This window comes from Thermobaculum sp. T2p, from assembly GCF_059335935.1.
In genome coordinates, this window is record NZ_JANZYQ010000006.1 from 1 (window position 1) to 12833 (window position 12833).

Genomic DNA, 12833 nt, shown 5'->3' on the forward strand with positions numbered 1-12833 from the left:
CACAAATATTTTACTCACACGTTTAGCGTTGCACACTCGGCAGCGCTCGCTGTGCTCATCATTTAGAGCACCGCACTCGCCGCAATAAATCAACCTGCTCCTCCAATCACATGGTCATCTTTGTATTGAAGATCAAACCATCCTCTATTGTAAAGCCTTAAGTAGTTTGCAAATAGCAAACACCCCAAGCCGTAAACCTCAAAAATGTGCAGACACGGCAGAGGTATTATATGTTACAAGTTTGTAAGCATTACTATAAGCAACCAGATGTGCAAAACAACAAACTACAGGCAAGTATCTAACTATATAAACCGATATAGCTAATACTTAGTTTCCCAGTATTTTTACTCACTATTTACACATTAAATCTGGTACCCTATCGCACAGAAAGAAATGTTTTTTCTGAAAGGGACCAGATATGCCAAAGATCACATTTATTGGAGCTGGGAGTACCGTCTTCGCCAAAAACCTCATAGGAGATATCCTCTCTTTTCCAGAACTACAAGACTCAACCATATGCCTATTTGACATAGACCCAGATCGGCTTTCGACATCAGAGATCGTAGCTAACAAGATAAAGCAAGCCCTCAATGCGCCCGCCAAGATAGAGGCTACTACTGATCGCAGGGAGGCACTATATGGAGCTGACTATGCTCTATGCATGATTCAGGTCGCTGGATACAAGCCAGGTACAGTTATAGACTTCGAGATTCCCAAGAAGTACGGCCTAAGGCAGACTATAGCTGATACCCTAGGTATTGGCGGTATAATGAGGGCCCTCAGAACCATACCTGTACTCCTAGATATGTGCAAGGACATGGAGGAACTCTGTCCAGATGTTTACTTCCTAAACTACGTAAATCCCATGGCGATGAACTGCTGGGCAATAAGCCGCGCCAGCAAGATAAAGACTGTTGGCCTGTGTCATAGCGTCCAAGGAACAGCATGGGAACTATCGAAGGACATAGGCATACCCCTCGAAGAGATCAACTTTGTGTGTGCTGGTATAAACCATATGGCGTTTTATCTTAAGTTCGAGAGAAACGGAGAAGACCTATATCCGCTGATAAGAAAGGTCATAGAAGAGGGAAGAGTACCAGACCATAATCGCGTAAGATATGACGTGTTCAAGAGATTTGGATACTTTGCGACAGAATCAAGCGAGCACTTTAGTGAGTACGTTCCCTGGTACATCAAGAGAGACAGACCAGATCTTATAGAGAAGTACAACATACCCCTAGACGAGTACATAAGAAGATGCGAGGCACAAATCGCTGGCTGGGAAGAGCTACGCAAGCGTTACGAGAGCGATGAGCCCATACAAGTCGAAAGGACCCACGAGTTTGCATCTTACATCATACATAGCATAGAGACAGGTATTCCCAAGCTGGATGAAAGGGGTAACACCCGTGTAATCTATGGTAACGTACCTAACAACGGCTTGATCGACAACCTCCCTCAGGGATGCTGTGTTGAAGTTCCATGCCTCGTGGATAGAAATGGCATCCAGCCAATCAAGATAGGTTCTTTGCCAATACAGCTGGCAGCACTAATGCAGACTAACATCAATGTGCAAGCTCTCACTGTAGAGGCAGCACTAACTAAGAAGAAAGAGTATATCTATCAGGCAGCAATGCTTGACCCGCATACTGCAGCTGAGCTAGATCCAGATCAGATATATTCTCTAGTAGATGAGCTCATAGCTGCCCATGGCGACTGGCTACCAGAATATCACTAATAAACCTTTGGTTCACTTACCTAAGGGGAAGGAGGGTCTACTCCTTCCCCTTAGATGATAAAGACGATTATGAAAGCTCTGACTGTAACACTTAATGCAGCCATAGATATAACTTATACTCTACCTTACATACAGCCAGGCGAGTCTTTGCGCGTACACGAGAAGATCTACTCCCCTGGTGGCAAAGGCAACAACGTGGCTAAGATCCTCAATATTCTAGGTGATGATGTAATAGCCACGGGATTTGTAGGCGGATACACGGGGCAGTTCATAGAAGAGTCTTTGCAATCTATAGGCGTAGTGCCCAAGTTTGTAAAAACCACAGATGCTTCCAGACTATGCATAGCGATAATCGAGGAGGTAAACGGCCGGGTATCAGAACTGCTGGAGCCAGGAGCAAATATTACTAAGGATGAATCTGACAGGCTCTTAGAGAAGGTTAAGCATCTAGCGACAAAGGTGGATACAGTAGTATTTTCAGGTAGCTTGCCCAAGGGGGTTCCAAACGACTACTACAAGATCCTGTTATCGCAGCTAAGGAATTTAAATGTACAGACTGTTTTAGATACCAGTGGAGAGGCCCTAAGGTTAGGCTTAAACGGAAAGCCTAATATCATAAAGCCCAATAGAAAAGAGATTCAAGATCTGATGGGTAGAGATGCCCCAGTAAAAGAGATAATAGCTTTCTGTAGGCAAGAATTGCTAGCTAAGTACCTATCTCCGGGTGCAATAGTATTGACAACTCTGGGGAAAGACGGTGCCATACTGCTAACAAAAGAGCTTGTGTTGCAAGCAATACCTCCTGATATAAAGGTAGTAAACCCAGTTGGGGCAGGAGATGCGTTGCTAGCAGGTTTTCTGCATGCTCAGTACATATGGCAAGATTACGATCTGATGCTAAAGTATGCTGTAGCAGTAGGTACAGCCTCAGCTCTACAGAAAACCGCAGGGAATGTAAATCTGCAAGATATAGACCCAATAATGTCTCAGGTAACCGTTAGAACACTTTTATAGGAGCAGAATAGGTGTTAGAAACAAGCACAGCAAACTCCCATACCTACAACGAGATCACTAATCAGCCAGTCTCCTGGAAGACAACTATTGATGCGATATCCCCACAATGGGCAGAGTTGCAACCCCAGCTGAATATAACCCCTGACACTCACTACATATTCGTAGGATGTGGCACATCTCTGTATATAGCCCAGAGTGCAGCTCAGTGTTTTCAAGAGATAACTGGCTATATGTCATCAGCTGTGCCTGGCTCCGAAGTGTTCCTGTCCGCCAAATCTACTGTACCATCCAAGTATCCAGTAATAGCCTTCATAATCTCTCGTTCTGGTACGACTACCGAGGCATTACTTGCGGCCGACTATTTGACCGCTAACAGATCCAACGTAACTACAATTGGTATAACTTGCAACAGTGATACCGAGCTTACTAAGAGAACTAAACTCAGCATTCAGCTTCCTCATGCACACGAGGAATCGGTAGTTATGACCCAATCATTCACCTCGATGCTGATAGCTTTGCAGTACGTAGCTGCATCTCTAGCAGGAGATCAGAGGGTTATAGACCAGATCTCATCCTTGAGCAATCACTTGCAGAGAGACATCAGGAGTTTTGAATCCAAGGCACAGGAGTTAGGGGAGAATTTAAAACTAGATCATTTTGTGTATCTAGGGCTTGGACCGAACTATGGCCTCGCTCAGGAGGGCAACCTCAAGCTTAAGGAGATGACGCAGGTCCACTGTGAGGCATACAATCCTCTGGAGTTCAGGCATGGTCCAATATCAACAGTAAGAGAAGGCACCGCAATAATCTTGCTTGCAGGCAACAGAGAAAGAGAATATATAACACCACTAGTAACGGATCTTAAGGAAGTAGGCGCTTTTGTTGCTTCATGCTCTCCTTATCCCGTCGATGGAACCGACATATACCTGCCTGTAGGAAAAGAGCTGTCAGATGTGCCTAGATGTGCGCTGTACATGCCGTTCTTGCAATATCTGGCCTACTACAGGGCAGTTTCATTGGGATTAAATCCAGATCAGCCCAGAAACCTTTCGCAGGTAGTAAAACTGGATGAATAGTGAACGATCAAGACCTCTCGCCATAGTCGGCAACCTAAACGTCGATCTTTGGGTAAGAACAGTTAGTCGTTTCCCAAGATGGGACGAAGAGCTCGTAGTTGATTCCGCCCAAATGGTTCTCGCAGGTACCGCCGGCTATATCATGCTCGCAGCAAAGGGGCTAGGAATCCCCACTTTTACCATATCTACCATAGGGAATGACGCATTCGGGCGCTTTCTATTAGAAGAGATGAAGAATCACGGACTATCCTGCGAAGGTGTGATCGTAATGGAAGGGGAAGAGACTTCCATAGGGATCATACTCGTCGGGGATAAAGGGCAGAGGGGAATATTATCCACACTGGGAGCCCACAGCAAGATGGATCTAACTTTAGTTAGAAGTCGTGATTCTCTTATATCTTCTTGTGAAGAGGTCTTCCTCTGTGGTAATTATCTGTTACCTCTGATGTCCCCCTCGCACATTCAAGATTTCGCTAAAGAGCTACGAGAGCGAGGACAAATCGTATTCTTTGATCCTAGCTGGGATCCTAGTGGATGGACAGATATTACAAGGGGAAATACTTACTCCCTCTTACAACACGTGGATGTTTATTTACCCAACCAGGAAGAGCTTATACATCTTACAGCTAAGAACAGCTTAGATGGGGCATTAAGGGAAATAAGGCCTAGGATCGCAGGTGAGGCTGTTATCAAGATGGGGGAAAGAGGGGCTCTATATATAGACAAGAACGAAGAGATACATTTTGAAGGCTTTAGAGTTGAAGCCGTAAACACAGTGGGGGCAGGAGATGTATTTGATCTAGGGTACTTATATGCCCGTAGGTGCGGTTGGCCACCTTACCGCAGGTTACAATTTGCGTGCGCCCTTGCTGCAATGGTCATATCACAACATAGAGACCGCCAATATCCGAAACTATCAGAGGTGCTTAAATTCCTTCAAAAGAACACTCGTGATAACTTCTGGGACTTTTAGGGAGTTTCAGCTTGCAATTGCGTCTACCGCTTCCCTTATCTTCCTAGCTACTTCTTCCATAGCCGCTTCGTCTGCGTACTTTTGTCTAGGCCAAAAGAAACCTCTAAGACCATCTCCCCTCCTTCTGGGGACAACGTGCACATGCAGATGAGGAACGCTCTGGCTAATTTTATTGTTTATTCCCACGAAGGTCCCTTCAGCTTCCATCGCCCTAGGTACAGCTTCAGAAAGGATTCTTACGGCTTTGAATAAAGGTAATACAAGATCGTTAGGCAGATCTGGCAGAGTAGCATAATGCTTTCTAGGAATAACTAGTACGTGCCCTGGGAAAACAGGCCTTATATCAAGAAAAGCAAGACAAAAATCGTCGGCATAGACTACCTTAGCTTTGGATTCGCCACTGCTTATAAGACAGAATTTGCATTTGGGTTCTGATCCCATAGCTACTTCCAGTTCTCGATAGTCTCTATCGCTTTGCGCGCAGTCTCTTTACAGTCCTCCGCGTACTCTTCAGCATCATGTAACCTTTCTTGTAAGGCATCAAGCTCAGTAAAGGACATCTCCCTGCGCTGTCCTTCCTCAAGCTTCAGAAACACTGATTCCAGAATTCTGAAAGCTTCCATCAGTAGATCATGGGATCTCTCTACACTCGCTACCAATTCTTCTGACATTACATATACCTCCAAAATGCAGCAAATTTAGCAGTAACAGTACCACTGTAACAGGAGAAGTGGCAAATTTCTTGCTTCTTCTAGGGTCACGAATAACTGCGATCTGGGGCTAGAAATGATCAGGGATGTAGCTTTAAGGGATAAGAAGCTATGGGGATGGAACAAGACTACTTTCAAGAGGTGGCAAATACCGTAGTCAAAAAGATTGGTAGTCTGCTAGACCAACAAGTCATAGTGGCAGATGATCGGGGCTGGGTTATAGCTAGTACGGACAGAAGATTTATGGGGAAGAATCTTGATACTAGTCCCAGCCGCCGTGTGTTTCACCAACTTAGAGTGCCGATAAAAATAAGAGATAGGTGTGGGCAATTGATGATTATCGAGTCCAATAAGCCTTTTGTACCTCCAAGAATGGCAGAGGCTCTCGTGGAGATGGTGATCAATCAGATAATGCTGGTTGAAAGCCTTCCGAACCAATCTGATCTAAAGAACAAGCTGATATATGATCTTCTGCATGGCAACTCTAGCGATGAAGCATCGATAATCAGGCAAGCTCAAATCCTGGGAATGGACTTAAACTTACCACGAGCTGTGCTGCTGATAGATGCTTCCAAATACATCCTGGATGGCGATGATAGACAAGTACAGCAAAAGGTGAACACTGTAATAAGGAGCATTGTGGACTTCTTTATGCTGCCCTCGGATACAATATGCGGCTATATAGGTGAGGGAGAAGTCGTAGTACTCAAAGCCAGTAGCTCGAGGGACCTTGCCAACTGGTTGCGACCGAAAGAGAAGCTAGATACTAGTCCCTCTTCATGGGCAAATTTGGCGGCCTTGAAGAGGGCGGCTAGCGCTCTGTTGTCCAAGTTACGATCTGAGACAAAGCAACCCATTACTATAGGGATCGGAAGATATCACCCTGGTATACTAGGGCTTACTGCTTCTTATCAGGATGCTCGGGCAGCGCTCTCGCTTGGGCTTAAATTCTATGGCCCTAACAAGGTTCACTGCCTGGACAGCCTTGGTATACCAGCATTTGTCGGCATATCAGATGAACGCACAAAGAATGATTTGGCTACACATCTACTTAAGCCTCTTGAGAAATACCCAGAGCTGACGCAAACTCTCGAGGTATTCTTTGATGAGAATTGTTGCCCCACAAGTGCATCTAAAAAACTCTGCATACACAGGAATACCCTATCTTATCGCCTCGATAAGATAGCCTCCTTGACAGGGCTTGATCCTCGTGACTTTGATAGCGCTGTCCAGTTGAGGCTTGCACTCACCCTCAAGGCTTCCAGCAGAGACGAATAGAAGCACCATTATGCAATCGCACAAAGCATCCTGATATGCATCTTGATACTCTGTGCATATGCACGATGCGGTAATACATCTGTACCTACTAGGATTATCTGCAGGAGACAGGAATGACCATAAGTATCAATAATTTGCTCCAGCAAAGACAGGAAAAGCTGAATATGGCTATAAATCAACTCATTAAAGATTCAGAGTTGTTAGAGAGCGTGGCCAACACACTAATTCAAAGCTTGTGTTCGGATAGAAAGATCCTGATATGCGGGAATGGTGGAAGCGCTGCGCAAGCACAGCATATGGCAGGAGAGCTGCTCGGGCGTTTCAAGAAGAACAGAGCTCCTATAGCAGCCCTAGCATTGGGCACTGATGTAGCTACGACTACGGCTATAGCTAATGACTTCGGATATGAACAATTGTTTCTGCGCCAGGTCGATGCTTTGGGCAATGAGGGAGATGTGTTGTTGATCCTTAGCACTAGTGGGAATTCGCCTAATGTGCTTGCAGCTGCTAATACCGCCCGCAGGAAAGGTCTCAAAACGGTAGCCTTTACAGGCAAGAAACCTAGCAAGGTAGTGGGTCTGGCAGACATAGTAGTGCACTTCCCAGCCGAAGAGACAGACATCATACAGGAACTACACTTACTAGCCATACATATTCTATGCGAGGTTATAGAAGAGCACTTATCCAAAGAGGTGGTTGATGGGCAATAGGGCAGTGTTTCTAGACCGCGATGGCACGCTAGTACATCCAAAACATTATCCTTCCAGGGCTGAGGATCTAGTACTCTACCAAGGCTTGCCGGAAGAGATGCGAATCCTACAGCAAATGGGATTCAAACTAGTCGTGATCACCAACCAAGGAGGTATAGCTCATGGCTACTTCACAGAGCAGGATCTAGAACTCATGCACGCTAGCCTCCAATATCAGCTCTCTAAGTTTGGTGTACACATAGATGCTTTCTACTACTGTCCGCACCATCCACAGGGAAACTTAGCCCATCTAGCTTGTGAATGTGAATGCAGGAAACCAAAACCAGGAATGATATTACAGGCTACCAAAGATATGGATTTGGACCTATCGTCCTCATGGATGGTAGGCGACATACTCAACGACGTAGAGGCAGGCAGAAAAGCTGGCTGCAAGACCATCTTGGTAGACCTCGGTACTGAGTCTAAGCCTAGCGGACCGTATAGAACTCCTGATTACGTCGCAAGAACCACAAAGCATGCCCTCCAGATCATCCAAAGCCTGGAGGGTCAAAGAAAAGATGTCGATCTTGACTATATCCCTTCTTCCTGGAAGGCAGCTGTGTAGCCCAAGAGTCCAACAAGGAGCTCCAAGATGCTGAAAGTAGACATCGTAAACAACTTCCATAAAGTTAGGGCGCTGGTAATTGGAGACGCAATGCTCGACAGCTACTTAGAGGGCACAGCAAGCAGACTGTGTTCTGAGGGTCCAGTGCCGGTAGTAACTAAAAGTGGGGAGGAAAGAGTCCCTGGGGGAGCTGCCAATACTGCTTCAAACCTCAGAGCTCTTGGAGCGCAAGTTATGTTTCTAGGATTTGTGGGCAGAGATACAAACGCTGCCTACCTCAGGACCGCGCTTAAAAGATACGACATCGACGATGGGTGGCTGGTAGAGGACCCTAATATTTCCACCATACACAAGATGAGGATAATAGCAGACGAACAGTACGTGGTCAGGTTCGACGAGGGCGACACGACTAACTACTCGAAATCCTCCAGGGAGGAGCTGCTGTACAAGTTGGAGCAAGCACTACCGAAGTGCGACGTAATTGTAGTATCAGACTACAGCTATGGAACTGTATCTGAAGAGGTAACATCGGTAATAAAGGACTTTCGTAGGACTCACGCCATACCCCTCCTGGTAGATTCCAAGAATATCATTTCATACGACAAGGCTGGCGCGACCTTGATAACGCCCAACCATCATGAAGCTCGAGCTGCTGTTGGTAGACCAGCAAGTGTCAAGCCCCCCGATATCGAGGAAATGATGAGTATAGGCAAAAAACTCCTTGACTGCATAGACTGTCAATTTATAGCCATCACAATGGCCAGTGAGGGAGTGTTACTGTTGGGGCAAAAAGCCGAACCTCTACATATACCGGCTTATCCTATTCCCAAAGCCAGTGTGGCTGGTGCAGGGGATTCTTTCCTGGCAGCAACAGCTTTATCTCTTGCTGTAGGCGCTGATATCGCAGAAGCTACTCGCATAGGGGTCGAGAACGCTAGGCTGGCTGTGCTCAAGCGGAGGACTGCCGTAGTAGAACATAGAGAACTCCTCCTTAGGATGAGCACTCTAGATAGACAAAGCGACCAGCCATATGAATCTCTTATCGCAGAGCTGGAGGCAGCACGTAGAGAGGGCAAAGTCATAGTTATGGTCAATGGGGTTTTCGATCTGCTCCACGCTGGGCACGTAAACCTGCTTAGGAAAGCCAAAGAGCTTGGTGATCTATTGGTAGTAGCCATCAACTCCGATAAAAGCGCTCGCAGACTCAAAGGTCCTAACAGGCCAATAAACGATGAAAGACACCGCCTGGAGCTAGTAGCTTCGCTAGAGCCAGTAGACCATGTAGTGCTCTTCGACGAGGATACCCCTACACAACTGATCAAGGCGATCAGGCCTCATGTGCTTGTCAAAGGGGCAGACTACCAGAGACAGGAAATTCCGGAATCTCCGATACTTCAGGACATAGGAACTAAGCTTGTCTTAGTTCCTATGACGGAAAATTACAGTACATCCAGCTTGATAGAAAGAATCGTCAGCTCTGCTCCCAATCAACAACTAACAAGCGAGGTCATGTAGACGTGAACACAGACTGGCTTCAAGCCAAGCGAATATTAATTGTGAGGCTAGACAACCTTGGAGATGTAGTCTTGGCCACTCCTGCGATAAGAGCGATCAAGGAGACTTTACCTGAGTGTCAAATTACTCTCCTGGCCAGCCCAGTAGGGGCACAGGTAGCCGAAGTCAACCCCGATATAGATTCCGTGATCGTCTATAGCGCTCCATGGATGGCCCCCTGGCAGAGACTACCCCAAGACAGCGCACGAGAGATGAAGATAATAGAGCAGATAAGAAGCCAAAAGTTCGACGGAGCTATAATCTTCACCTCTTATCGTCAGAGTCCTTTGCCTGCTGCCTACTTGTGTTACCTAGCAGATGTACCCCTCAGGCTTGGAGCTACGAGCGACGGAGCAGGGTCCCTACTCACTACCAGGCATAAGCCACCAACAAAGCTTATCCACGAGGTGGAGAGAGGACTCGAGCTTGTATCAGCCGTAGGGTTCTCGGGCACCCAAGATGATCTGGTAATAGAAGTTCCCTCTGCATTTAGGCGTACAGTCCGTGGATGGCTCGAAGATATGTCAATAAAGTCTCCAGAATCACCGCTCGTAGTGATTCATCCAGGCTGCAGTATGCCCGCACGCACGTACCCATGGCAGTCCTATGCACAAGTAGCTGATCTCATCAAGATTGAGATAGGAGCAGAAGTCGTCCTTACTGGAGCAGAAACAGAGCTGGGCTTGCTTAAGCATATTAAGAGCCACATGACAACAGAACCCAAGCTCTTCTATGGCAGAAGCTTACCTGAACTTTGTGCGTTGATCGAACATGCGGATCTGGTAATTACCAACAATACTGGGCCAATGCACCTAGCAGCGGCTCTAAAGACACCCGTAGTAGCCCTGTTCGCATTGACCAATCCTCCAGAGCAGTGGCGCCCTTGGAAAGTTCCTCATAAGCTTCTATTCCACGAGGTTGACTGTCGTATCTGCTACTCTCGCATATGTCCATTTGAACATGAGTGTCTCGCCTCGGTGTCGCCTCAAGAAGTACTACAGGCTTCGATAGATCTGCTGCAAGGATCAGCCCAAAGGAGGATCGCATGAGCGAGTGGCTAAATGTCAAAAACCTCCTAGCTGTTCGCTTGGATAACATAGGCGACGTCATAATGACAGGACCAGCGCTACGTGCGATAAAAGAAAATCTGCCTGAGACGAAGATTACCATGTTGCTCTCTCCCGGTGGGGCCAGTGCCGCCCCACTACTACCTTGGGTCGATGAAGTTATAGCGTGGAAATCTCTTTGGCAAGATCTAGGAGATTTGCCTTTTGATCCAGTTAGAGAGCTTGAATTAGTAGAGAAGCTTCGAGAACATGCCTTCGATGGAGCGATAATATTCACCTCCTTCAGCCAGGACCCGCATGTTCCTGGTTATGTTTGCTACCTGGCTGGAATCCCACTGCGGGCAGGTGAATCTAAGGAGTTCGGGGGGAGCGTGCTCACACATGAACTAAAGAGCGTCCCCGACAATGTCCATCAAGTCGAGAGAAATCTCAGGCTAATAGAGTCTCTAGGTTTCAAAGTGAGAGATCGCAGTCTAAAGGTATTCATCCCTGAAGAAGCATCTCTATCTGCCTATGAGAAGCTGGGATCAATAGGCATCAGAGTCGATGAAGGGTATGTGGTTATCCATCCTGGCGCAAGTGCAAGTGCTCGCAGATATCCCGTGGATAGATTCACCGTGATAGCTCAGGAACTAACCAGAAAAGGTATACAGGTGATTGTAACCGGCAGTGATAGGGAGCGCCCCTTGGTAGAGGAGATCGCAGATGCCACACCGGAAGTCAAAACTTTGGTAGGTGTCACCTCACTATCTGAATATGCAGCAGTATTGAAAATGGCCAAGGCCGTGATATGCAATAACACTCTCCCTATGCATCTCTCAGATGCTCTAAGAGTACCAGTTGTGGTTCTTTTCTCGGGCACAGATGAGGAGAGTGCTTGGGGACCAAGAGATACCAGAGCCCTACTAATGAGGAAACCTACTCCATGCCACCCTTGTTATCTATTCAAGTGCCCTATAGGTCAGCCCTGCTTAGATATACCCCCACACGAAGTCTCTAAGGCCGTATTTGGAATCATCTCGTAATTCAAACGGAGATCGACATGAATCATCCAGTTGCACTTGACAACATAGAGAAAATAGCGATATTCAGAGCGTTGTTTCTAGGTGACCTGTTCTTTACTCTACCCGCATTCCGAGCCCTAAGGGAGAGGTTCCCAAATGCTGAAATAACCCTTATAGGATTACCCTGGGCAAAAGAGTTTGTATCGAGATTTAGCCATTATTTGGACCGATTCCTCGAGTTCCCAGGTTATCCAGGCATTATTGAGGTAGATGTTAATCCTACCAGAACTCAAGAGTTTCTTATACAGGCCAGAGACTACGGCTATGATCTAGCTATCCAGATGCAAGGTAATGGAACAACCAGCAATGGTTTCGTTGCCGAATTAGGAGCCAGAATAAGCCTAGGACATGCCGTCGATGGAGACGACAGGTTAACGATAAGTATCCCTTTTACCGAGAGACCAATCAAAAATGAGATATTAAGATGGCTAGATCTTATAAGTCTGTTAGGTGCACACAGCACGCCAGACTTAGAGTTCCCTATCTATCCATACGAAAGAGCTCGAGCCGAAGAGCTAATCCGGCTCGCATTGTATCACAACGGGCCAATAGTTGGCATGCACATTGGTGCTAAAGAAGACATCAGAAGGTGGCCGGCACGGAAGTTTGGAGAGTTGGCAAAGATCCTCGTCAAGCTTTTTGATGCCACCATAGTACTTACCGGAACTTCCCAGGAAATTGGGCTTTCACGGGAAGTAGAAGTAGCTGTTGGAAGCAACATGGTCAATCTTATGGGCAAAACAGACCTAGGGACTTTCGCAGCGGTAGTATCCTTGATGGATCTTCTAGTTACTAACGATACAGGAGCCTCTCATATAGCAGCAGCCACTGGCACACCTAGCGTAGTCCTATTTGGTCCTACCACACCTGAGCAATTCGGGCCCATAAACCAGGATCTACATAAGGCGGTGAAAGCTTACGAGCACGTGCAAACCTACAATGGTAGTCCCCTATGGGAGCTACCAGTTGAACCGGTGTTGGATGCCTGTGTCTATATGCTCCAGAACTACTACGTAAAGCCATCTACAGCATTTTGAGGTGTTTC

General features: G+C 46.7%; 13 protein-coding genes. 11 read left to right on the forward strand and 2 right to left on the reverse strand.

The genetic code is table 11. The features are described from left to right. The first annotated feature begins 418 nt into the window (after nt 1-418). The 4 genes from N2245_RS02885 to N2245_RS02900 all read left to right on the forward strand — a co-directional run bounded on the left by N2245_RS02885 (nt 419) and on the right by N2245_RS02900 (nt 4801). Complete coding sequence (locus tag N2245_RS02885; protein WP_494535228.1) at nt 419-1738, forward strand: alpha-glucosidase/alpha-galactosidase; 1320 nt, start codon at nt 419-421, stop codon at nt 1736-1738. 69 nt (nt 1739-1807) lie between these two features. Further along, complete coding sequence (locus tag N2245_RS02890; RefSeq protein WP_494535229.1) at nt 1808-2752, forward strand: 1-phosphofructokinase family hexose kinase; 945 nt, start codon at nt 1808-1810, stop codon at nt 2750-2752. An 11-nt stretch (nt 2753-2763) separates the two neighbouring features. Then, on the forward strand, nt 2764-3828 hold the full coding sequence (locus N2245_RS02895) for an SIS domain-containing protein (RefSeq protein ID WP_494535230.1): 1065 nt from the start codon (nt 2764-2766) through the stop codon (nt 3826-3828). Beyond that, entirely contained in the window at nt 3821-4801 is a 981-nt protein-coding gene (locus tag N2245_RS02900) for a carbohydrate kinase family protein (RefSeq protein WP_494535231.1), read from the forward strand. Before N2245_RS02895 ends, N2245_RS02900 begins: the two co-directional genes overlap by 8 nt. Before the next feature lie 6 nt (nt 4802-4807). On the opposite strand, the gene N2245_RS02905 is transcribed toward N2245_RS02900, so the two are convergent. Both N2245_RS02905 and N2245_RS02910 read right to left on the reverse strand, forming a co-directional pair. Then, complete coding sequence (locus tag N2245_RS02905) at nt 4808-5242, reverse strand: HIT family protein (RefSeq protein ID WP_494535232.1); 435 nt, start codon at nt 5240-5242, stop codon at nt 4808-4810. A 2-nt stretch (nt 5243-5244) separates the two neighbouring features. Further along, a complete protein-coding gene (locus N2245_RS02910; RefSeq protein WP_494535233.1) occupies nt 5245-5472 on the reverse strand; it encodes a hypothetical protein in 228 nt (75 codons plus the stop codon). A 150-nt stretch (nt 5473-5622) separates the two neighbouring features. Between N2245_RS02910 and N2245_RS02915 the strand changes: the two genes are divergently transcribed. From N2245_RS02915 to N2245_RS02945, 7 genes are all read left to right on the forward strand, one after another. Continuing rightward, the gene (locus N2245_RS02915; RefSeq protein ID WP_494535234.1) at nt 5623-6789 is read left to right on the forward strand and encodes a PucR family transcriptional regulator; all 1167 of its coding nucleotides are present in this window, start codon (nt 5623-5625) and stop codon (nt 6787-6789) included. 113 nt (nt 6790-6902) lie between these two features. Beyond that, nucleotides 6903-7499: a D-sedoheptulose-7-phosphate isomerase gene (locus N2245_RS02920; RefSeq protein WP_494535235.1), complete on the forward strand. Its 597-nt coding sequence runs from the start codon at nt 6903-6905 to the stop codon at nt 7497-7499. Next, a complete protein-coding gene (locus N2245_RS02925; protein ID WP_494535236.1) occupies nt 7489-8103 on the forward strand; it encodes a D-glycero-alpha-D-manno-heptose-1,7-bisphosphate 7-phosphatase in 615 nt (204 codons plus the stop codon). The genes N2245_RS02920 and N2245_RS02925 overlap by 11 nt, the downstream gene beginning before the upstream one ends. Before the next feature lie 27 nt (nt 8104-8130). Continuing rightward, nucleotides 8131-9618, forward strand: a complete 1488-nt coding sequence (gene rfaE2 / locus N2245_RS02930) for a D-glycero-beta-D-manno-heptose 1-phosphate adenylyltransferase (protein WP_494535237.1) — start codon at nt 8131-8133, stop codon at nt 9616-9618. A gap of 2 nt (nt 9619-9620) precedes the next feature. Further along, complete coding sequence (locus tag N2245_RS02935) at nt 9621-10706, forward strand: glycosyltransferase family 9 protein (RefSeq protein WP_494535238.1); 1086 nt, start codon at nt 9621-9623, stop codon at nt 10704-10706. Continuing rightward, complete coding sequence (locus N2245_RS02940; protein WP_494535239.1) at nt 10703-11749, forward strand: glycosyltransferase family 9 protein; 1047 nt, start codon at nt 10703-10705, stop codon at nt 11747-11749. Before N2245_RS02935 ends, N2245_RS02940 begins: the two co-directional genes overlap by 4 nt. Before the next feature lie 17 nt (nt 11750-11766). Beyond that, nucleotides 11767-12825, forward strand: a complete 1059-nt coding sequence (locus tag N2245_RS02945; RefSeq protein WP_494535240.1) for a glycosyltransferase family 9 protein — start codon at nt 11767-11769, stop codon at nt 12823-12825. The last annotated feature ends 8 nt before the right edge of the window (nt 12826-12833 follow it).

Coding starts and splice junctions, on each gene's coding strand:
- N2245_RS02925 (WP_494535236.1), top strand. CDS start 7,489: ATGGGCAATAGGGCAGTGTTTCTAGACCGCGATGGCACGCTAGTACAT.
- N2245_RS02885 (WP_494535228.1), top strand. CDS start 419: ATGCCAAAGATCACATTTATTGGAGCTGGGAGTACCGTCTTCGCCAAA.
- N2245_RS02920 (WP_494535235.1), top strand. CDS start 6,903: ATGACCATAAGTATCAATAATTTGCTCCAGCAAAGACAGGAAAAGCTG.
- N2245_RS02940 (WP_494535239.1), top strand. CDS start 10,703: ATGAGCGAGTGGCTAAATGTCAAAAACCTCCTAGCTGTTCGCTTGGAT.
- N2245_RS02890 (WP_494535229.1), top strand. CDS start 1,808: ATGAAAGCTCTGACTGTAACACTTAATGCAGCCATAGATATAACTTAT.
- rfaE2 (WP_494535237.1), top strand. CDS start 8,131: ATGCTGAAAGTAGACATCGTAAACAACTTCCATAAAGTTAGGGCGCTG.
- N2245_RS02910 (WP_494535233.1), bottom strand. CDS start 5,472: ATGTCAGAAGAATTGGTAGCGAGTGTAGAGAGATCCCATGATCTACTG.
- N2245_RS02945 (WP_494535240.1), top strand. CDS start 11,767: ATGAATCATCCAGTTGCACTTGACAACATAGAGAAAATAGCGATATTC.
- N2245_RS02900 (WP_494535231.1), top strand. CDS start 3,821: ATGAATAGTGAACGATCAAGACCTCTCGCCATAGTCGGCAACCTAAAC.
- N2245_RS02915 (WP_494535234.1), top strand. CDS start 5,623: ATGGGGATGGAACAAGACTACTTTCAAGAGGTGGCAAATACCGTAGTC.
- N2245_RS02905 (WP_494535232.1), bottom strand. CDS start 5,242: ATGGGATCAGAACCCAAATGCAAATTCTGTCTTATAAGCAGTGGCGAA.